The organism is Agromyces chromiiresistens (genome assembly GCF_029167465.1).
In the GTDB taxonomy this organism is placed as follows: Bacteria; Actinomycetota; Actinomycetes; order Actinomycetales; family Microbacteriaceae; genus Agromyces; species Agromyces chromiiresistens.
Window position 1 is genome coordinate 136,670 of record NZ_JARFNL010000003.1, and the last position, 20,764, is coordinate 157,433.

A 20,764-nucleotide genomic window follows, 5' to 3' on the forward strand; every position below is an offset into this window, starting at 1 on the left:
GCAATAAGCTAGAACGCGTTCCCACGCTGTGAAGGAGACAAGCGCATGAGCGAATCCGTCAGCCTCCCGGCACTCGGCGAGAGTGTCACTGAGGGCACGGTCACCCGCTGGCTGAAGAATGTCGGCGACCGTGTCGAGGTCGACGAGCCGCTGCTCGAGGTCTCGACCGACAAGGTCGACACCGAGATCCCGTCGCCCGTGGCGGGTGTCATCGAGGCGATCCTCGTCCAAGAGGACGAGACCGTCGAGGTCGGCACCGCGCTCGTCACGATCGGTGACGGTTCGGGCGCTGCGGCGCCCGAGGCCGCTCCCGCGCCGGCCGAGGCTCCCGCCGCGCCCGAGGCTCCCGCCGCCGCACCCGAGCCGGTCCCCGCACCGCCGGTCGCCGAGCCCGCCGCTCCTGCGGCACCCGCCGCTCCTGCGGCACCCGCCGCTCCTGCGGCACCCGCCGAGGTGCCGGCTGCGGCGCCCGCCGCTCCGGCAGCGCCCGCTGCTCCGGCGGCTCCGCCGGCCGCCCCGGCAGCGGCGCCTGCCGCTGCGGCGCCTGCTGCTCCGGCTGCGGCTCCGGCCGCACCGGCCGCTGCTCCCGCTGCCGCACCTGCCGCGCCGGCTGCTGCTCCCGCTGCCGCGCCGGCTGCACCCGCTGCACCGGCCACTGCTCCCGCCTCCGGTGCGCACGCGGGTCCGTCGGGCTACGTCACGCCGATCGTCCGCAAGCTCGCGAACGAGCAGGGCGTCGACCTCGCGAACGTCACCGGCACGGGCGTCGGCGGTCGCATCCGCAAGCAGGACGTCATCTCGGCGCAGACGGCTCCGGCCGCGGCGGCCGCCGCGCCGGCACGTCAGCCGCTCGAGACCTCACCGCTCCGCGGCACGACCGTTCCGATGACGCGCCTGCGCAAGGTCGTCGCCGAGCGCGCCGTCGTCTCGATGACCTCGACCGCGCAGCTCACCACCGTCGTCGAAGTGGACGTGACCCGCATCGCGCGCCTGCGTGATCGCGTCAAGGGCGAGTTCCTCGCGAAGACCGGCAACAAGCTGTCGTTCCTGCCCTTCTTCGGCCTCGCCGCGGCGGAGGCGCTCAAGGCGTACCCGATCATCAACTCCACGGTCGACGGCGACAGCATCGTCTACCCGGCCCAGGAGAACATGAGCATCGCGGTCGACACGGAGCGCGGCCTGCTCACCCCGGTCATCCGCAACGCGGGTGAGCTCGACATCGCAGGTCTCGCCGCCCAGATCGCCGATCTCGCCGAGCGGACCCGCAACAACCAGCTGAAGCCCGACGAGCTCGCCGGCGGCACGTTCACGCTCACGAACACCGGTTCGCGTGGTGCGCTGTTCGACACGCCGGTCGTCTTCCTCCCGCAGTCGGCCATCCTCGGCACGGGTGTCGTCGTCAAGCGCCCCGTCGTGGTCAGCCAGGACGGCGCGGACGCGATCGCCGTGCGTTCGATGGTGTACCTCGCGCTGTCGTACGACCACCGCATCATCGACGGCGCCGACGCCGCCCGCTTCCTGACGGCGGTCAAGGACCGTCTCGAGGAGGGTGCGTTCGAGGCCGACCTCGGCATCTAGTCGAACAGTTCCCGCAGTCGCCAACCGGCCTCGCCCCTCATCACGAGGAGCGAGGCCGGTTCGCGTTGCGGGTCGGCGTACGGGAGCTCGAGCAGCGCGGCGTCGCCCATTTCGGCGCTCACGGAGAGTTGGTCGAGCGCGAAGCCGGGAACCTCCGGCACCTCGCCCTCGCGTGCCCGGGCGAGTGCCTCCCGGTCGGAGCGATCGAGCGCCGAGCCCGGCTGGTCGACCTGGTCGAGGCAGCCCGCGTCGATCGCGGCCAGGCACTCCTGCCGGAGCGTCATCAGCGCCACCGCCGCCGCCACCGGATCGACGAGGGCGGCTCCCTCCTCGGCGGCCGGTCCGTCGGAGTCCCGCTCGGTGCCGTGCGCCTCGTCAGCGCCGCCGGTCCCGCCCGTCGGCACTGCGGCCCGGCGCGCTTCGGTTCGGCCGGACGACGCACTGTCGGTCGCGGTGACCGTCTCGCGATCCACGCCGCCGGCCTCCGCCGACGGCGGCACGAGGGTGAGCAGCAGCACGAGCGCCGCTCCGCCGGCGGCGGCACCGACCACCAGTGGGCGCCGCCGGCCCGCGATGAGTTCCCGCCATCTCCGTCGGGCGGCACCGGCACGGTCGGCGTCGGCCGAGCGCGCCACCGGCTCCACCGCCGGTATCGGCAGCTGCGCGAGCTCGCCGAGCGTGGCACGCCATCCACGCGCCCGGCTTCCAGCGGGGCGTTGCCGTTCGCGCGTCGCCTGCGACGTGACCGGGCCCGCCGTCGACATCATCGGTTCAGACGTCGACGGAGCGATCCGCGTCGGCAACGACCCTCGAGCCGCCGCGCCGACGTTCGTTCGCACGGGTGCGGCAGTGGCCGCGGCGAACAGCGCACGCTCGATCTCGCCTTCGGTGCGGGCGAACGGCCGGGACTCCGCCCCGGACCGTGCGATCGCAGCCGCGCGCTCGAACACTGCCGGTTGTCGCGTCGATCGCGCCACCTCCTCGATCAGCGCGGCCAGTCGCCGGTGGCTCTCGCGCAACAGCTCCGTGCGGGCGACGGCGGCGACGGCGGCGTCGAGCGAACGCACGGCCCCGAGGCCGACGAGACGCGGCCTCCCGGTCTCGTCGATCATGACGTCGCTCGTCGCCATCCGCGTGTGCACGAATCCCGCGTCGGCGAGACCCGCCGCAGCCGCGACGAGCGGAGCGAGGATCGTGGTCGCCTCCCCCGGATCGAGCAGCCGTTCGCCGAGGAGATGCGCGAGCGTCGGCCCGGCGATGCGGTCGAGCACGAGGACGCGCCGGCGATCATCGAGCACTGCGACGTCGACGAGCGTCGGCAGCGTGCCCGAGGCATCCGCCCCCATCACCGCGATCTCGGTGCCGATCTGATCGTCGTCGACCCCATCGCGGTACACCTTCACGGCGACCGGCCTGCGAGCCGTCGCACCGTCGGCACCTGCCGGCGACCCTGCACCGTCGACGGCGTCGACCGCGAGGTGCACCTCGGATCGATCCCCGGTCGCGACGCGGCGAAGCAGCCGGTAGCCGGCGACCCGACCGTCACCTGCCGCGGCGCCGTCGCTCGGCACGGGCGCGCCCTGCGCCCTGGTGGCCGCCGTCACGGCCGCGCTTCTCGGTTCACGTCTCATCCCGGCAGTCTCCACGGAGCTCGTGGCGCACGCGATCGAGCCGACGGATCGGATGCCCCGATGCGGCACCGCCACGGTTGGGGAGGACGAGTCGCCTAGACTGGCCGAATGCTCGACATCGTCGTCACGGGGCTAAGCGCCAACTCCGTGCCGTACATCGAGGGTCTCGACCTTCAGCGCGCCGTCCATCGCGCGGTCGTCGCGGGCGAACGCCCCGACACCGTCCTCCTCCTGGAGCACCCCTCCGTCTACACTGCCGGGAAGCGAACCGCTCCCGACGAACGGCCGACCGACGGGACACCCGTCATCGACGTCGACCGCGGCGGCAAGATCACCTGGCACGGTCCCGGCCAGCTCGTGGGGTATCCGATCATCCACCTCGCCGAGCCGGTCGACGTCGTCGGCTACGTGCGCCGACTCGAGGGCGTCCTCATCGACGTCCTCCAGGAGCTCGGCGTCGACGGACGCCGAGTCGACGGACGCTCCGGCGTCTGGGTCGGGTCGCCCGGGCTCGAGAACAAGATCGCCGCGATCGGCATCCGTGTCGCCGAAGGCGTCACGATGCACGGCTTCGCCCTCAACTGCTCGAACTCGCTCGAGCCGTACGAGCGGATCGTCGCCTGCGGAATCCGCGACGCCGGCGTGACCACGATCAGTCGCGAGCTCGGCCGCACGGTGACGCCCGCCGACCTGGTCGACGCCGTGGGCGCACGTCTGCGCGACGAGTTCGAGGAGGCGCTGGCCGCATGACCACCGCACCCGAGGGGCGCAGGATGCTGCGCCTCGAAGTCCGCAACGCCCAGACGCCGATCGAACGCAAGCCCGAGTGGATCAAGACCCGGGCGAAGATGGGTCCCGAATACCGCGCGCTGCAGTCGCTCGTGAAGAGCGAGGAACTGCACACGGTCTGCCAGGAGGCCGGCTGCCCCAACATCTACGAGTGCTGGGAGGACCGCGAGGCCACCTTCCTCATCGGCGGCTCGCAATGCACGCGGCGCTGCGACTTCTGCCAGATCGACACCGGCAAGCCGGCCGACTTCGACTCCGACGAGCCGCGGCGCGTCGGAGAGTCGGTCGTGCGAATGCAGCTGCGCTACTCGACCGTCACGGGCGTCGCCCGCGACGACCTGCCCGACGGCGGAGCCTGGCTCTACGCCGAGACGATCCGCGAGATCCACCGGCAGTCCCCCGGCACCGGTGTCGAGATCCTCGTGCCCGATTTCAACGGCGAGCCCGAGCTGCTGCAGCAGGTCTTCGACGCAGAGCCCGAGGTGTTCGCGCACAACGTCGAGACGGTGCCGCGCATCTTCAAGCGCATCCGCCCGGCGTTCCGCTACGAGCGCTCGCTCGACGTGATCACGCAGGGACGCGACGCAGGGCTCATCACGAAGTCCAACCTCATCCTCGGCATGGGCGAGGAGCGGTCAGAGATCACGCAGGCGCTGCACGACCTCCACGACGCCGGCACCGACATCATCACGGTCACGCAGTATCTGCGGCCGAGCCCGCGCCATCTGCCGGTCGCACGCTGGGTGCGTCCGGAGGAGTTCCTCGAGATCAAGGCGGAGGCGGAGGAGATCGGCTTCCTCGGCGTGCTCTCGGGTCCGCTCGTGCGCTCGTCGTACCGCGCCGGACGGCTGTGGGCGCAGTCGATGCACGCGAAGGGCCGAGCACTCCCGCCCGGCCTCGCCCACCTCGCCGACACGTCGCTCGGCTTCGCCCAGGCCGTCGGCTGATCGACCGGTCGGCCCGACGACCTCGTCTTCGTCTGGGGCCGCTCGCTCCGCGCCCATCGCGGTCCGAGCGGCCTCCGGCCGCCGGTATCCTAGACACCATGGCACGCACGAAGGACGCATCGAAGGCTCAGAAGGAGCCGGGCCGGCTCAAGCAGATGTGGCAGGTCTTCCAGATGACCCGCCGCTACGACCCGACCGCGCAGTGGCTGATGCTCCTCGCGTTCCTCGTGCCGGTGCTCGCGGGCCTCGCGCTCGCCCTCTGGCTGAGCGAGGGCAACGGCTTCACGATCGCCCTCTGGATCGTCGCCGGAGTGCTCGCCGGCCTTCTGCTCGCACTCGTCGTCCTCGGCCGGCGTGCCGAGCGTGCCGCCTATGCCCAGATCGACGGGCAGCCGGGTGCCGTCGGCGCCGTGCTGCGCAGCGGCCTGCGCGGTGCATGGGTCGGCAACGAGATGCCGGTCGCCGTCAACGGCAAGACGCAGGACGCGGTGTACCGCGCGGTCGGCCGCGGCGGGGTCGCGCTCATCAGCGAAGGGCCGGCCACGCGCACGAAGCGCATGCTCGACGACGAGCAGCGCAAGGTCGCCCGCGTGCTGCCGAACGTGCCGATCACGCTCATCTCCGTCGGCCATGACGAGGGATCGATCGAGCTCTACAAGCTTCCGTCGACGTTGCGCAAGACCAAGAAGGCGCTCACGAAGCCCGAGGTGCTCGCCGTCACGAACCGCCTGAACTCGCTGCAGACGTCGCTGCCGATTCCCAAGGGCATCGACCCGATGAAGGTTCGGCCCCAGCGCGGCAAGATGCGCTGAGCGCACACGCCGACCACGCGGCATCCGCTTCACGAAGCGGGTGCCGCTCCGTCGTTCACGGGCCGGATGGCTCGGAACCGGTCACGCCCGGATGAGCACCGTTCCCGCGACCTTGTCGTGGAAGCCTCGCTGGTCGGAGTCCCACACGAGCGCCGGCACGACGATGAGGAGCAGGGCCGTGCGGACGACGGGCCGCCAGAGGCCGATCCAGCCGCCCTCGAGCGGGACGACGTGCATGCCGAGGAGCCGGTGCCCGATGCTCCCGCCGATCGTCGGGATGAACACGATCTGCAGGACGGCGAAGACGAGCGGCGTCACCCACGTGTACGCAACGGATTCGTACGGCGTGAAGAGCAGCGAGATGAGCATCGCGCTGCCCCAGTCGATGAAGATCGCCGCGATCCGACGGCCCGCCCGGCCGACCGACCCCCTCCCCTCTGCGGGGAGCCCGAGTCGTTCGCCGGGCCAGCGGCTGGGTTCGAGATCTCCGAAGGTCTGGGGTTTCGCGTCGGGCACCCCACGAGTCTACCGATCGGGCATGGGCGTAACATGGCCGAAACATTCCGGTCACGGTCGGGAAACGGCGTGCGGATACCGTCGCCGTTGGCTGTGCAAGTCCATCCGTTCCACCCGCCCCCTGGAGATCATCACATGTTCAGTGATTCGTCCGAAGTGCTCAAGTTCATCAAAGAGACCGATGTCAAGTTCCTCGACATCCGGTTCACCGACCTGCCCGGCGTGCAGCAGCACTTCAACATCCCGGCCTCCACGGTCGACGAGGAGTTCTTCACCGTCGGGCAGCTGTTCGACGGCTCCTCGATCCGCGGGTTCGCGAACATCCACGAGTCCGACATGCAGCTCATCCCCGACGTGTCGACCGCGTACATCGACGCGTTCCGCGCCGAGCGCACGCTGGTCATGGTTTTCGACATCTACAACCCCCGCAACGGTGAGATCTACGCGAAGGACCCGCGCCAGGTCGCGAAGAAGGCCGAGAAGTACCTCGCCTCGACCGGCATCGCCGACACGGCCTTCTTCGCCCCCGAGGCGGAGTTCTACATCTTCGACGACGTGCGCTACGAGGTGAACCAGCACTCGAGCTTCTACTCGGTCGACTCCGAGGAGGGCGCCTGGAACTCGGGCCGTGCCGAAGAGGGCGGCAACCTCGGCAACAAGACCCCCTACAAGGGCGGCTACTTCCCGGTCTCCCCCGTCGACAAGCAGGCCGACCTGCGCGACGACATCTGCCTGAAGCTCATCGACGCCGGGCTGATTCTCGAGCGTTCGCACCACGAGGTCGGCACGGGCGGCCAGGCCGAGATCAACTACCGCTTCGACACGATGGTGCACGCGGCCGACGACATCCTGAAGTTCAAGTACATCGTCAAGAACACCGCCGAGCAGTGGGGCAAGACGGCGACGTTCATGCCGAAGCCCCTCTTCGGCGACAACGGCTCGGGCATGCACACCCACCAGTCGCTCTGGAACGACGGCAAGCCGCTCTTCTACGACGAGGCCGGCTACGGCGGCCTCAGCGACATCGCGCGCTGGTACATCGGTGGCCTCCTCAAGCACGCCCCCGCTGTGCTCGCCTTCACGAACCCGACGGTGAACTCGTACCACCGCCTCGTCCCGGGCTTCGAGGCCCCGGTCAACCTCGTCTACTCGGCGGGCAACCGCTCGGCGTCGATCCGCATCCCGATCACGGGCACCAACCCCAAGGCGAAGCGCATCGAGTTCCGCGCGCCGGATGCCTCGGGCAACCCGTACCTCGCGTTCGCCGCGCAGCTCATGGCCGGCCTCGACGGCATCAAGAACCGCATCGAGCCGCACGAGCCGGTCGACAAGGACCTCTACGAGCTCCCGCCCGAGGAGGCCAAGGCCATTCCCCAGGTGCCGGGATCGCTCGGCGAGGCGCTGGCCGCGCTCGAGGCCGACCACGACTTCCTCCTCGAGGGCGGCGTGTTCACGAAGGAGCTCATCGAGACCTGGATCGACTACAAGCGCGAGAAGGAGCTCAAGCCCCTCGCGCAGCGGCCGCACCCGTTCGAGTTCGAGCTCTACTACGGCGTCTGATCACCCGCAGCCCCCTGCTGCCAACGAAGGGCCGTCCCGCGCAAGCGGGGCGGCCCTTCTCGTGCATTCCGACCCCGAGGAAACCGTTCGGATTCCACGTGGCGGGCGTGCGATCGCACGGCGCTGCTCGCGTCGTCAGACGGTCGGTTCGCGCTTCGGCTCGAGGCCGTAGAAGCCCCGTTCGAACACCGCACGAGACCGCCGGGTGAGCTGCAGGTAGTCGTGCTCGAGTTGCGTCGCCGAGCCCGCCGGGTAGCCCATGATGCGGGCGACGCCCTCGAGCTGCGAACGTTCGACGGGCAGCACGTCGGTCGTCTTGTCGAGCCAGAGGGTGAGCGCCGAGCGGGCCCGCGAGGCGAACACCCACGCCGCCCGGAGCGTCTCGGCATCGGCACGATCGATGAGTCCCGCCTCGGTCGAGGCGTCGAGCGCGCGGAGCGTCGACGTCGTGCGCAACGACGCGATCTCTGCGCCGTGCTGCAGCTGCACGAGCTGCACGAACCACTCGACGTCGGAGATCGAGCCGCGGCCGAGCTTCAGGTGGCGGGTCGGGTCGGCTCCCTGCGGAAGCCGTTCGTTCTCGACGCGCGCCTTGATGCGCTTGACCTCGCGGACCTCCTGCTCACCGATCTCGCTCGGATAGCGGACGGTGTCGGCGAGCTCGGTGAAGTCGTCGATCAGTGCGCGGTCGCCGGCGACGCCACGCGCCCGCAGGAGCGCCTGCGCCTCCCACGTGAGCGACCAGCGCGAGTAGTACGCGCGGTAGGCGTCGAGCGATCGGGCGACGACGCCGTTGCGCCCCTCGGGCCGGAGGTCGGCGTCGAGCTCGAACGGCAGCCGCGCATCCTCTGAGAGTCGCACGAGCTCGCTCACGATGCGCAGCGCGCGGGAATGCGCTGCATCGGGCTCTGCGCCCTGAGCGCGATACACGTAGATGATGTCGGCATCGGAGCCGATGCCGAGCTCCCGGCCGCCGAAGCGGCCCATGCCGATCACCGCGAACTCGATGCCGTCGGACTCGCCGCCCCGTATCGCCGCGACAAGCGCGGCGATGTGGTTCTCGGTGAGATCGGTGAGCCCGTGCCCGAGCTCTTCGACGGTCGTGACGTCGAGGATGCCGGCCAACGCGAGGCGCAGCATCTCGCGGCGCCGGATGGCGCGGAAGATCTTCGCCGCGTCGTCGGACTCGCCGTGACGTCGGAGCACGGCGCGCGTCTCGTCCTGGAGTGCGGCGAGCGAGCGGGGTCGAAGCTCCTCGAGGTCCTCGAGCCAGGCGACCGCCTCGGGTGTGCGCTCGAGGAGTTCGGCGGCATAGCGCGACCCCGACAGGACGCGGGTGAGCCGAAGCGCCGCGTCGGACGAGTCGCGCAGCAGCCGAAGGTACCAGTGCGTCGTCCCGAGCGTGTCGCTCAGGCGGCGGAAGGAGAGGAGCCCGAAATCGGGATCGGTCCCCTCAGCGAACCACGAGATGAGCACGGGCATCAGGTGTCGCTGGATCGTCGCCCGCCGCGAGAGGCCCGACGTCAGCGCGGCGATGTGCGCCAGCGCACCGCGAGGATCGCGGAACCCGATGGCGGCGAGCCTCGCCTCCGCCTGCGCACTGGTGAGCTCGAGGCCCGACGCGGGCAGCGCGGCCACCGCCGACAGCAGCGGCCGGTAGAAGAGGCGCTGGTGGAGACCGCGCACCCGCTGCCGCGTCGACTGCCAGACGCGGGTCAGCTCGGCGGCGTCGCGTCCGAGCCCAGACGCCCGAGCGAGGATGCGCAGGCTGTCGGCGTCTCGCGGCATCAGGTGCGTTCGTCGAAGGCGTTCGAGCTGCAGCCGATGCTCGAGCACGCGGAGCACCCGGTAGTCGCGGGAGAACTCCCCCGCCTCCTCGCGACCGACGTATCCCGCCTCGGCGAGGGCCGTGAGGGCGAGCAGGGTGCCGCCCTGCCGGATCGAATCATCGGTCGCGCCGTGCACGAGCTGCAGCAGCTGCACGGTGAACTCGATGTCGCGCAGGCCACCTGGACCGAGCTTCAACTGGACATCCACCTCGTCGGCCGGGATGTGCTCGGTGACCCGCTCGCGCATGCGCTGCACCGACTCGACGAAGCCCTCCCGGCTCGAGCTCGACCACACCATCGGCTCGACGCCGGCCGTGTATCGGCCGCCGAGCTCGAGGTCCCCCGCGAGCGGGCGCGCCTTCAGCAACGCCTGGAACTCCCAGCTCTTCGCCCAGCGCTCGTAGTACTGGAGGTGCGAGTCGAGCGTGCGTACGAGCGCCCCGTCCTTGCCCTCCGGGCGCAGGTTCGGATCGACCTCCCACAGCGGCGGCTCGATGCCGGGCTCGCCGATCAATCGCATGGTCACCATCGCGAGACGCGTCGCGATCTCGACGGCGCGCGGGGTCGACACCGCCTGCTCGTCAGCGGATTCGGCGACGAAGATGACATCGACATCGCTCACGTAGTTCAGCTCGCGGGCGCCGGCCTTGCCCATGCCGATGACGGCGAGCCGCGTCGCCGCGACCTCCGCCGCGGGATACCGGCCGGGCGCGGCGGGGGCGCCCTCGTCGCGCGCGACGATCCGGCGTGCACCGGCGAGGGCGGCGTCCAGGGCGGCGCCGGCGAGGTCGGCGAGCCCCGCCGAGACGGACTCGACGACGTCGACCGCGTCGTGCCGGGTGAGGTCGTAGACGGCCACGCCGGCGAGCAGCCGGCGATATCGCACGCGGATCGCCGCAGCCAGCGCGTCGGGATCGTCGACGCGCTCGGGCGCGAGTCCGTCGACCGCTGCGAGCAGCGAGGATCGCGCCTCGGTGCTCGTGGGTGGCGGCGCCGGCACCGCCTGCAGCAGCGCGATCTCGGCGGGATGGCGGTTCAGGAAGTCGGCGAGACCCCGCGATGCGCCCACCAGTCGGGCGAGTCGCTCGGCCGCCGCGGGTTCGTCGAGCACCGCGGCGACCTCCGCAGGCGCCCGGTCGTGCAGGCGGCGGAACTCGATCAGCGCCGAGTCGGGGTCGGCCGCTGCGCCCAGCGCCGCGAGGAGCGCCTCGCCATCGACCCCGGTCGCCGCCGCGAGCTCCCCGAGGCGCGTCGACGCCCGGTCGAGGTCGTCGAAGCCGGCACGTGCGAGTCGGCCGAGCGTCGGCGCCTGTCGAGACATCCGGCGGTCAGAGGATCTCGAGATTGCGGTGCAGCTCGAAGGGCGTGACCTGCGAGCGGTAGTCGCGCCACTCGGCCCGCTTGTTCGCGAGCACGTAGTTGTAGACCTGCTCGCCGAGCGTCTCGGCGACGAGTTCGGAACCCTCCATGTACTCGATCGCGTGATCGAGGCTCGCCGGCAGCGGATGGTAGCCGAGCGCGCGGCGCTCGCTGTCGGTGAGCGCCCACACGTCGTCCTCCGCCTCGGACGGCAGCTCGTAGCCCTCCTCGATGCCCTTCATGCCGGCTGCGAGCAGCAGGGAGAAGGCGAGGTACGGGTTCGCCGCCGAGTCGATCGCGCGATACTCGACTCGCGCGCTCTGACCCTTGTTCGGCTTGTAGAGCGGAACGCGCACGAGCGCCGAGCGGTTGTTGTGGCCCCAGCAGATGAAGCTCGGTGCCTCGTCGCCGCCCCACAGCCGCTTGTAGGAGTTCACGAACTGGTTCGTCACGGCCGAGATCTCGTTCGCGTGGCGCAGCAGGCCGGCGATGAACTGACGACCGATCTTCGACAGCTGGTACTGCGCGCCGGGCTCGTAGAACGCGTTCGTGTCGCCCTCGAAGAGCGACAGGTGCGTGTGCATGCCCGATCCGGGGTACTGCGAGAAGGGCTTCGGCATGAACGTCGCGTAGACGCCCTGCTCGATCGCGACCTCCTTGACGACGGTGCGGAACGTCATGATGTTGTCGGCCGTCGTGAGGGCGTCGGCATAGCGGAGGTCGATCTCGTTCTGGCCGGGGCCCGCCTCGTGGTGGCTGAACTCGACCGAGATGCCGAGGTCTTCGAGCATGCGCACCGAGCGGCGGCGGAAGTCGTGCGCCGTGCCGCCGGGGACGTTGTCGAAGTACCCGGCCGAGTCGACGGGGATCGGCCCCTCGTCGCCGAACTTCGACGAGCGCAGCAGGTAGAACTCGATCTCGGGATGCGTGTAGAAGGTGAACCCTCGATCGGCGGCGCGCTCGAGGGTGCGCTTCAGCACGTTCCGCGGGTCGGCGACCGCCGGCTCGCCGTCGGGCGTGGTGATGTCGCAGAACATGCGACCGGTCGGGTCCACATCGCCCCGCCAGGGCAGCGTCTGGAACGTCGACGGGTCGGGGTAGGCCAGCAGGTCGGACTCGTACGTGCGGCTCAGGCCCTCGATCGCCGAGCCGTCGAACCCGATGCCCTCGGTGAACGCGCCCTCGACCTCGGCCGGTGCGATCGCGACCGACTTCAGGGTGCCGACGACGTCGGTGAACCAGAGCCTGACGAACTTGACCCCCCGCTCCTCGATCGTGCGAAGAACGAAGTCGCGCTGCTTATCCATCCACACCCTCTCTCGCAGATCCCAGCGTACCGGCACCGGCCGCCGCAGGGCGGCCTCGCGGCAGCCGATCGGGCTCGGCCGATGTGCGAGGATTGCGGCATGTCAGGCGAGCCCCAGACCTCAGCATCCGACACCTCCGCCCCGACCGGCGCGGCCTCCGACGCCACGGCGGAGCTGAACCCCTACGGCGGCGCCTCCGCGACCGGCGGTCCGAAGCGGGTGCGCACCCGCCACTTCCAGAACGCGAAGCGCAACGGCATCAAGATCACCGGGCTCACGAGCTACGACCAGCTCACGGCGCACATCTTCGACGAGGCGGGCATCGACTTCCTGCTCGTCGGCGACTCGGCCGGCAACAACGTGCTCGGCTACGAGACGACGCTTCCGGTCAAGGTCGACGACCTCATCCCGCTGACGCGAGCCGTCGCCGGGGCGGTCAAGCGGGCCTTCGTGATCGCCGACATGCCGTTCGGCTCGTACGAGAACGGCCCCGAGGACGCACTGCACACCGCCGTGCGATTCATGAAGGAGACCGGGGCGCACGCCGTCAAGCTCGAGGGCGGGGAGCGCAGCGCCAAGCAGATCCGGCGCATCGTGAACGCCGGCATCCCGGTGATGGCGCACATCGGCTACACCCCGCAGAGCGAGCACGGGCTCGGCGGCCACGTCATCCAGGGACGCGGCGAGGGCCTCGACCAGCTGCTCGCAGATGCCCGGGCCGTGCAGGATGCCGGCGCGTTCGCCGTCGTGCTCGAGATGGTGCCGGCCGAAGCGGCCCGCCAGGTCACCGAGCTCCTCGACATCCCGACCATCAGCGTCGGCGCCGGTCCGCACACCGACGGCCAGCTGCTCGTCTGGACCGACTGGGCCGGCCTCACCACCGGCCGGGTGCCGCGGTTCGTCAAGAAGTATGCGGATCTCGCCGGCGTGCTCAGTGCGGCGGCCAACGAGTGGCGCGCCGACGTCGAGTCGGGGGCGTATCCGACCGCGGAGCACTCGTTCGAGTGACCCGCTGATCAGTCGTCGGCCGCGTCCTCCTCGGCCCACTTCGCACTGTTCGCGCGAAGGATCTCGAGCGCCCGCTCGGCCTCTTCCCGCGTCTCGAAGGGGCCGACCCGGTCGACCGACTGCGAGACGAACCCCTGTTCGACCGCACCGGTCTTGAGGTTGTACCAGAACATGTGCTCGACGTCCTCGGTCATAGGCTGATCCTATGCCCAAAGACGCCGCCGGCCACCTGATCCCCGGACGACTCTCACCGGCGCGCGCCGTGCCCGCCGGCATCGCCCGGCCCGAGTACGTGGGCCGTCGTGCACCCGCCCCGAACCCGGGCGGCGACCGGTACGCACCCGACGAAGTCGAGCGCATCCGGGCCGCCGGCCGCATCGCGGCCGGCGCGATCGAGGAGGCCGCGGCGGCCATCCGCCCGGGCGTCACGACCGACGAGCTCGACCGCATCGTGCACGAGTACGTCACAGGCCACGGGGCGTACCCGTCGACCCTCGGCTACCGCGGCTATCCGAAGTCGAGCTGCACCTCGGTCAACGAGGTCATCTGCCACGGCATCCCCGACGACACCGTGCTCGTCGACGGCGATCTCGTGAACCTCGACGTCACCGCCTTCCTCGACGGCATGCACGGCGACCTCAACCACACGTTCCTCGTCGGCGACGCCGGCGAGGAGGCCGCGCTGCTCGTCGATCGCACGCGCGAGGCACTCGCACGAGGCATCCGCGCCGTCGCGCCCGGCCGTCAGGTGAACGTGATCGGGCGCGCGATCGAGGCGTACGCCAGGCGTTTCGGCTACGGCGTCGTGCGCGACTACACGGGGCACGGGGTGGGCCGGGCGTTCCATACCGGGCTCGTGATCCCCCACTTCGACGACCCGAGCGCGACGACGGTCATCGAGGAGGGCATGGTGTTCACCATCGAGCCGATGCTCACGCTCGGCACCGTCGAATGGGACGTCTGGGCCGACGATTGGACGGTCGTCACCCGCGACCGTTCCCTCACCGCCCAGTTCGAGCACACGCTCGTCGTCACCGACCGCGGCGCCGAGATCCTCACCCTCCCGTGACGCATCCGGCCTGAGCGTTCGCCGCACGGCACCGCGATAGTGTGAGCGCATGGCCACGGAACTCGCGATCGGCATCGACATCGGCGGCACGGGGATCAAGGGAGCAGTCGTCGACCTCGGCGAGGGCACCCTCGTCTCCGACCGCATCAAGGTCAAGACGCCCGAGGGCGGCCGTCCCGCCGACATCCTGACCGCGACCACCGAGCTGCTCGACCGGCTCTCGGCCGACTTCGACGAGTCGCTGCCGCTCGGCGTCTGCTTCCCGGCGATCGTCAAGCGCGGTCGCACCCTGTCGGCTGCGAACATCTCGCGCGAGTGGATCGGACTGCCTGCCGAGGAGCTCTTCGAGGAGACCTTCGGCCGCGAGATCCACTTCATCAACGACGCGGATGCCGCCGGCTACGCCGAGTCGCGCTACGGTGCGGCGGTCGACGCCGATGGGCTCGTCATCCTCACGACGCTCGGAACGGGCATCGGGTCCGCGTTCCTCTACGACGGCGTGCTGGTTCCGAACACCGAACTCGGGCACATCGAGCTCGACGGCACCGAGGCCGAGAAGCGCGCGGCGTACTCCGCGATGGAGCGCGAGTCGCTCGACTGGGCGTCGTGGGCCGCCCGCCTGCAGCGGTTCTACGCGCACATCGAGTTCATCTTCTCGCCCGACCTGTTCGTCGTCGGCGGCGGCGTGTCGAAGCACCACGAGCAGTTCCTGCCGCTGCTCGACCTGAAGACGCCGATCGTACCCGCCCGCCACCGCAACAACGCCGGCATCATCGGGGCCGCGTCGCTCGCGGCGAAATGACCGTGTGGTGCAACGCCGCCCGCGATCGCCGGCGCGATCACCGGAGTCGGCGCCACGCCTCGTGGTGCGAGCGGGCCGGCTGATACGCCGGGTTCTGTTCACCGCGAGCCTTGCGTCTCGCGGCTGGACGGCCATCTCTCTCGGGGCCACGTCGCCGTGACCCTCCAGCGGTCTACCCGGGAACGGGACGGGCAGCCCCATGGTTCCCTGTCTGACCTTGCTCCGGACGAGGTTTACCGAGCCGGCCGGGTCACCCCGGCCGCTGGTGGGCTCTTACCCCACCGTTTCACCCTTACCGCCCGCTCGCGCGGGAGGCGGTCTGCTTTCTGTGGCACTGTCTCGCGGGTCGCCCCGGGTGGGTGTTACCCACCGTCCTGCCCTGTGGAGCCCGGACGTTCCTCGGCGCACGGGGTGAACCGTGCGACGCGACCGTCTTGCCGACCCACTCGCCCCTGAAGTCTACCGTCAGAGCCCCGACTCGTCGGTGCGCACGAGGATGCGGTCGCACTCGGGGCACTGCACGACGTCGTCGGGCGCGGACCGACGCACCGACTCGAGGTCGGAGCCCGTGAGCGTCATCGTGCACCCGCCGCAGGTGCGCTGGCGCAGGAGGGCCGCGCCGACGCCGGCGCCGCGCGTGCGACGCTGCTCGTAGAAGGCGAGGAGTTCGGCGGGGACGCCCGACGCGACGACCTCCCGATCGCGCTCGGCCTGCTCGCGCTCGACGGTGATGCCGCCCGCTGCGGCATCGCGCTCGGCCTCGAGCTCGGCGACCTCGGATTCGATGGCGGCGCGCTGCAGGTCGATGCTCGAGACTACGACCTCGGCCTCCTCGACCCGCTCCATCACGACGAGCTCCTGGTCTTCGAGGTCGCCGCGCCGCTTGGCGAGGGAGGCGAGCTCCGCCTCGAGCGCCTGCACGTCCTTCACCGACGAGGTGTGCTGCAGCCGGTCCGAGTCGCGGGCGATACGGGCCTCGACGACGGCGACATCGGACTCGAGCCGGGCGAGCTCCGTCTTCGCGTCCTCGAGCGTGCCGATCGCCTCAGCACGGGTGCCGCGCACCGCCGTCTCGCGCTTGGCGAGCTCGGCGAGCTGCGCGGTCTGCGGCAGGACGCCGAGCCGGTGCGCGAGCTGCTGGATGCGGGTGTCGATCGACTGGAGCCGCAGCAGTTCCTGCTGGTCGGCGGGCGTGGCCTTCACGTGGTGCTCCTCGCGGGGGTCTGGGCTGGACTCGTCATCATTGCACGACCTGGAAGTCCCATGGGTCGGTGCGCAGCTCGCTCACGACGATCTCGAGCCCCGGCAGGGCCGCGCGCAGCTCGGCGGCGGCGACGTCCAGCCAGAGCCACTCGCTCGCCCAGTGCGAGACGTCGACGAGCGCGGGTCCGCCGCCGAGCGCGGCCTGCTCGCGCGCCTCGGAGGCGGGATGGTGGCGCAGGTCGGCGGTGACGTAGACGTCGGCCGCACGTACCGCAGGGTGCCCGAGCAGCGAATCGCCGGCCCCGCCGCAGACCGCGACCGTCTCGACCGGGTCGTCGAATCCGCCGGCAGCACGCACGCCGGTCGCGGTCGCCGGGAGGAGCTCGGCGATGCGTCGCGCGAGACGGCCGAGCGTGGTCGGCTCGGTCAGGCGACCGACCCGGCCGAGCCCCGTGTCACCGTCGTCGGATGCCTCGATCGGGCGCTGCTCGGCGAGGCCGAGCCGATCGGCAAGCACTGCGCTCGTGCCGGTCGCGACGACGTCCGCGTTCGTGTGCGCCGCGAGCAGGGCGCAGTCGGCGCGGATGAGCCGGGCGAGCAGCGCGCCCTTGTAGCGGTCCTCTGCGACCGTCGTGACGCCCCGCAGCAGCAGCGGATGGTGCGCGATCAGCAGGTCGGCGCCGGAGGCCACGGCTTCGTCGACCGTCGCGGCGACCGCGTCGACGGCCAGCAGCACCCGCCGCACGGGCGCGTCGAGAGCGCCGGAGACGAGCCCCGAGGCATCCCACGCCTCGGTGCCGGCCGCGGGCCAGAGGCGTTCGGTGACGGCGAGCACATCGGCGAGGACCAGCGACATGTGGGCCCTGCCGGGCTCGAACCGACGACATCCACGGTGTAAACGTGGCGCTCTACCAACTGAGCTAAAGGCCCTCGCGCCGCACGCGGCGCAGGCTCATCGTATCCGAGCGGCCGGGCGGCGCGGCATCCCGCCGGGTCAGGCGGCCCTTCGCAGCGAAGCGAGCGCCTCGCGGTACCGCTCGAGCGGACGCGCCTCGCCCTTCGGCGTGGCGAAACTGTCGACCACCACGCCGTCGTCGTCGATGAGGAAGGTCGCGCGTGCCGCGACGCCGTGCTCGGCGTCGAACGCGCCGTACGCCGCGGCGACCTCGCCGTGCGGCCAGAAGTCGGCGAGCAGGCGGAACCCGTAGCCCTGCGCCTCGCTCCACGCCCGGAGCGTGTGCTTGGAGTCGACCGACACGCCGATGAGCTCGACCGACTCGTCGGCGAACATCGCGAAGTTGTCGCGCAGCTCGCACAGCTCGCCCTGGCAGATGCCCGAGAAGGCCAGAGGGAAGAACACGAGCACGACCGGTCGCCGGCCGCGGAAGTCGGCGAGCCGCACGGTCTGCCCGTGCTGGTCGACGAGGTCGAAGTCGGGCGCGACGGCACCAGGGGCGAGGATCATGGACGGGGACCTCCGATCGGAACGGCCCATCATCGTACCGCCCCCGATTCCCGACGAGACTCATTAGGATGGCGGGGTGCCATGCGACCGCGAGGCGGTCAGCCTCGGCGTGCGCACGTCCACACCACGCAGGTGATCCCTGCAGAGAAGAGAGGTCGAGTGTGACTGTCAACGACCAGGATCCTTACTCGGTCGAGGCGATGGACTCGGATCCCGAGGAGACGAACGAATGGGCGGAGTCGCTCGACTCGCTCGTCGCCGAGAAGGGCCACCAGCGGGCGCGTGAGATCATGCTCAGCCTGCTGAAGCGCTCGAAGGAGCTGCACCTCGGCGTGCCGATGGTGCCCACCACCGACTACCTGAACACGATCGCGCCCGAGAACGAGCCGGAGTTCCCGGGCGACGAGGAGACCGAGCGCCGCTATCGCGCGTGGATCCGCTGGAACGCCGCCATGCTCGTGCACCGCGCGCAGCGTCCCGGCATCGGCGTCGGCGGGCACATCTCGACCTACGCGTCGAGCGCCGCCCTGTACGAGGTCGGCTTCAACCACTTCTTCCGCGGGCAGGACCACCCCGGCGGCGGCGACCAGGTCTTCTACCAGGGTCACGCCTCCCCCGGCATGTACGCACGCGCGTTCCTCGAGGGCCGTCTCTCGAGCGACCAGCTCGACGGCTTCCGCCAGGAGAAGTCGCACGCCCCGAACGGCCTCTCGAGCTACCCGCACCCGCGGCTCATGCCCGAGTTCTGGCAGTTCCCGACCGTGTCGATGGGTCTCGGCCCGATCAACGCGATCTACCAGGCGCAGCTCAACAAGTACCTCACCAACCGCGGCATCAAGGACGCCTCCGACCAGCACGTCTGGGCGTTCCTGGGCGACGGCGAGATGGACGAGGTCGAGAGCCGCGGCCAGCTCCAGGTCGCCGCGAACGAGGGCCTCGACAACCTCACGTTCGTCATCAACTGCAACCTCCAGCGGCTCGACGGCCCGGTGCGCGGCAACGGCAAGATCATCCAGGAGCTCGAGAGCTTCTTCCGCGGTGCGGGCTGGAACGTGATCAAGGTCATCTGGGGTCGCGAGTGGGACTCGCTGCTCGCGAACGACCACGAGGGCGCGCTCCGCAACCTCATGAACGTCACCCCCGACGGCGACTACCAGACGTACAAGGCCGAGTCGGGCGCCTACGTGCGGGAGAACTTCTTCGGCCGCGACCCCCGCGCCCTCGAGCTCGTGAAAGACCTGAGCGACGACGAGATCTGGGGCCTCAAGCGCGGCGGCCACGACTACCGCAAGGTGTACGCGGCGTTCAAGGCCGCGGTCGAGCACAAGGGCCAGCCCACCGTCATCCTCGCGAAGACCATCAAGGGCTACGGACTCGGTCCCGCCTTCGAGGGTCGCAACGCGACCCACCAGATGAAGAAGATGACGCTGGACAACCTGAAGACGTTCCGCGACTCGATGCGCATCCCGATCACGGACGCGCAGCTCGAGGAGAACCCCTACCTGCCGCCGTACTACAACCCGGGTGAGACCGACCCGGCGATCCAGTACCTGCACGAGCGGCGTCGCGCACTCGGCGGCTACACGCCCGAGCGCCGCGCGAAGTACACGCAGATCGCGTTGCCCGACGAGTCGGCCTACGCGATCGCGAAGAAGGGCTCGGGCACGCAGGAGATCGCGACGACCATGGCGTTCGTGCGACTCCTGAAGGACCTGATCCGCTCGAAGGACTTCGGCCACCGCATCGTGCCGATCATCCCCGACGAGGCGCGCACCTTCGGCATCGACGCGTTCTTCCCGACCGCGAAGATCTACAACCCGAACGGCCAGCACTACACGTCGGTCGACCGCGAGCTGCTGCTGGCGTACAAGGAGAGCCCGCAGGGGCAGATCGTGCACGTCGGCATCAACGAGGCCGGCGCACTCGCCGCGTTCACCAACGTGGGCACGTCGTACTCGACGCAGGGCGAGCCGCTGATCCCGATCTACGTGTTCTACTCGATGTTCGGGTTCCAGCGCACGGGCGACGCGATGTGGGCCGCCGGCGACCAGATGGCGCGCGGCTTCATCATCGGCGCGACCGCCGGTCGCACGACGCTCACGGGTGAAGGCCTCCAGCACGCCGACGGTCACTCGCCGCTCCTCGCAGCGACGAACCCCGCGGTCGTCTCGTACGACCCCGCGTACGGCTACGAGATCGGGCACATCATGCGTTCGGGCCTCGAGCGCATGTACGGCGGCCAGCACGCCGACCCGAACGTCATGTACTACCTCACGGTGTACAACGAGCCGATCGTGCAGCCGGCCGAGCCCGAGGGCGTCGACGTCGACGGCATCGTCCGCGGCATCCACCGCCTCTCGGAGTCCGGTGCCGCCGGCCCGAAGGCCCAGCTGCTCGCCTCGGGTGTCGCCGTGCCGTGGATCCTCGAGGCGCAGCAGCTCCTCGCGGACGACTGGGGCGTGTCGGCGGACATCTGGAGCGTGACCAGCTGGTCCGAGCTCCGCCGTGACGGCGTCGCCGCCGACGAGCACAACTTCCTCAACCCCGACGCCGAGCGGCAGGTCCCGTACCTGACGCAGAAGCTCGGCGGGGCGCAGGGTCCGTTCGTGGCCGTCTCCGACTACGCCCACGCGGTGCCCGACCAGATCCGCGCCTACGTGCCCGGTCAGTACGCGACGCTCGGCGCAGACGACTTCGGCTTCTCCGACACGCGCGCGGCGGCCCGTCGCTTCTTCAAGATCGACGGCCCGTCGGTCGTCGTGCGCACACTCGAGCTGCTCGCCGACCGAGGCGAGGTCGACCGCTCGTTGCCGGCCCAGGCGATCGAGAAGTACCGGTTGCACGACGTGAACGCCGGTACGACCGGATCGGCCGGCGGCGAGAGCTAGC

Annotated in this window: 17 protein-coding genes, 1 tRNA gene and 1 other RNA gene; 9 read left to right on the forward strand and 10 right to left on the reverse strand. The window is 70.5% G+C overall.

What is annotated here, in order from left to right:
* The first annotated feature begins 45 nt into the window (after positions 1–45).
* Positions 46–1,578 carry a 2-oxo acid dehydrogenase subunit E2 gene (locus tag PX701_RS06550; RefSeq protein WP_275505832.1) on the forward strand — a complete coding sequence of 511 codons (1,533 nt, stop codon included), beginning with the start codon at positions 46–48 and terminating at the stop codon, positions 1,576–1,578.
* Here PX701_RS06550 and PX701_RS06555 read toward each other — a convergent pair.
* Positions 1,575–3,209, reverse strand: a complete 1,635-nt coding sequence (locus PX701_RS06555; RefSeq protein WP_275505833.1) for a protein kinase family protein — start codon at positions 3,207–3,209, stop codon at positions 1,575–1,577. The genes PX701_RS06550 and PX701_RS06555 overlap by 4 nt on opposite strands.
* 108 nt (positions 3,210–3,317) lie before the next feature.
* On the opposite strand from PX701_RS06555, the gene lipB reads away from it, so the two are divergent.
* The 3 genes from lipB (at position 3,318) to PX701_RS06570 (ending at position 5,757) form a co-directional block, all read left to right on the forward strand.
* Complete coding sequence (gene lipB, locus PX701_RS06560) at positions 3,318–3,959, forward strand: lipoyl(octanoyl) transferase LipB (RefSeq protein WP_231431085.1); 642 nt, start codon at positions 3,318–3,320, stop codon at positions 3,957–3,959.
* The gene (gene lipA, locus PX701_RS06565) at positions 3,956–4,945 is read left to right on the forward strand and encodes a lipoyl synthase (RefSeq protein WP_231431086.1); all 990 of its coding nucleotides are present in this window, start codon (positions 3,956–3,958) and stop codon (positions 4,943–4,945) included. Before lipB ends, lipA begins: the two co-directional genes overlap by 4 nt.
* A 98-nt stretch (positions 4,946–5,043) precedes the next feature.
* On the forward strand, positions 5,044–5,757 hold the full coding sequence (locus PX701_RS06570) for a DUF4191 domain-containing protein (RefSeq protein WP_231431087.1): 714 nt from the start codon (positions 5,044–5,046) through the stop codon (positions 5,755–5,757).
* A gap of 81 nt (positions 5,758–5,838) precedes the next feature.
* On the opposite strand, the gene PX701_RS06575 is transcribed toward PX701_RS06570, so the two are convergent.
* Positions 5,839–6,273 (reverse strand): RDD family protein, encoded by a 435-nt coding sequence (locus tag PX701_RS06575; protein WP_231431088.1) that lies wholly within the window; start codon positions 6,271–6,273, stop codon positions 5,839–5,841.
* A 135-nt stretch (positions 6,274–6,408) separates the two neighbouring features.
* On the opposite strand from PX701_RS06575, the gene glnA (PX701_RS06580) reads away from it, so the two are divergent.
* Positions 6,409–7,833, forward strand: a complete 1,425-nt coding sequence (gene glnA / locus PX701_RS06580; protein WP_231431089.1) for a type I glutamate--ammonia ligase — start codon at positions 6,409–6,411, stop codon at positions 7,831–7,833.
* A 135-nt stretch (positions 7,834–7,968) separates the two neighbouring features.
* Here glnA (PX701_RS06580) and PX701_RS06585 read toward each other — a convergent pair whose 3' ends face one another.
* Positions 7,969–10,983 (reverse strand): bifunctional [glutamine synthetase] adenylyltransferase/[glutamine synthetase]-adenylyl-L-tyrosine phosphorylase, encoded by a 3,015-nt coding sequence (locus PX701_RS06585; protein ID WP_275505834.1) that lies wholly within the window; start codon positions 10,981–10,983, stop codon positions 7,969–7,971.
* A 7-nt stretch (positions 10,984–10,990) separates the two neighbouring features.
* Positions 10,991–12,328 (reverse strand): type I glutamate--ammonia ligase, encoded by a 1,338-nt coding sequence (glnA, locus tag PX701_RS06590; protein WP_231431091.1) that lies wholly within the window; start codon positions 12,326–12,328, stop codon positions 10,991–10,993.
* Between the two features lie 99 nt (positions 12,329–12,427).
* On the opposite strand from glnA (PX701_RS06590), the gene panB reads away from it, so the two are divergent.
* Positions 12,428–13,336 (forward strand): 3-methyl-2-oxobutanoate hydroxymethyltransferase, encoded by a 909-nt coding sequence (panB, locus tag PX701_RS06595; RefSeq protein ID WP_231431092.1) that lies wholly within the window; start codon positions 12,428–12,430, stop codon positions 13,334–13,336.
* Between the two features lie 8 nt (positions 13,337–13,344).
* Here the strand turns inward: panB and PX701_RS06600 are convergent, their stop codons facing one another.
* Positions 13,345–13,530, reverse strand: coding sequence for an SPOR domain-containing protein (locus tag PX701_RS06600; protein WP_231431093.1), 186 nt, complete (start codon positions 13,528–13,530; stop codon positions 13,345–13,347).
* Between the two features lie 11 nt (positions 13,531–13,541).
* Between PX701_RS06600 and map the strand changes: the two genes are divergently transcribed.
* Positions 13,542–14,405 (forward strand): type I methionyl aminopeptidase, encoded by an 864-nt coding sequence (map, locus tag PX701_RS06605; protein ID WP_231431094.1) that lies wholly within the window; start codon positions 13,542–13,544, stop codon positions 14,403–14,405.
* A gap of 49 nt (positions 14,406–14,454) precedes the next feature.
* On the forward strand, positions 14,455–15,207 hold the full coding sequence (ppgK, locus tag PX701_RS06610; protein ID WP_231431095.1) for a polyphosphate--glucose phosphotransferase: 753 nt from the start codon (positions 14,455–14,457) through the stop codon (positions 15,205–15,207).
* Between the two features lie 67 nt (positions 15,208–15,274).
* Here ppgK and rnpB read toward each other — a convergent pair.
* The 5 genes from rnpB to PX701_RS06635 form a co-directional block, all read right to left on the reverse strand.
* Positions 15,275–15,652, reverse strand: an RNA gene (gene rnpB / locus PX701_RS06615) — RNase P RNA component class A.
* Positions 15,653–15,672: 20 nt separating this feature from the next.
* The gene (locus PX701_RS06620; protein WP_231431096.1) at positions 15,673–16,410 is read right to left on the reverse strand and encodes a zinc ribbon domain-containing protein; all 738 of its coding nucleotides are present in this window, start codon (positions 16,408–16,410) and stop codon (positions 15,673–15,675) included.
* A gap of 37 nt (positions 16,411–16,447) precedes the next feature.
* The gene (locus tag PX701_RS06625; protein WP_231431097.1) at positions 16,448–17,266 is read right to left on the reverse strand and encodes a Nif3-like dinuclear metal center hexameric protein; all 819 of its coding nucleotides are present in this window, start codon (positions 17,264–17,266) and stop codon (positions 16,448–16,450) included.
* Position 17,267: 1 nt separating this feature from the next.
* Positions 17,268–17,340: transfer RNA gene (locus tag PX701_RS06630), tRNA-Val, on the reverse strand.
* 64 nt (positions 17,341–17,404) lie between these two features.
* The gene (locus tag PX701_RS06635; protein ID WP_231431098.1) at positions 17,405–17,875 is read right to left on the reverse strand and encodes a peroxiredoxin; all 471 of its coding nucleotides are present in this window, start codon (positions 17,873–17,875) and stop codon (positions 17,405–17,407) included.
* A 161-nt stretch (positions 17,876–18,036) separates the two neighbouring features.
* Here PX701_RS06635 and aceE point away from each other — a divergent pair, with 161 nt between their 5' ends.
* A complete protein-coding gene (aceE, locus tag PX701_RS06640) occupies positions 18,037–20,763 on the forward strand; it encodes a pyruvate dehydrogenase (acetyl-transferring), homodimeric type (protein ID WP_275505835.1) in 2,727 nt (908 codons plus the stop codon).
* Position 20,764: the final 1 nt, after the last annotated feature.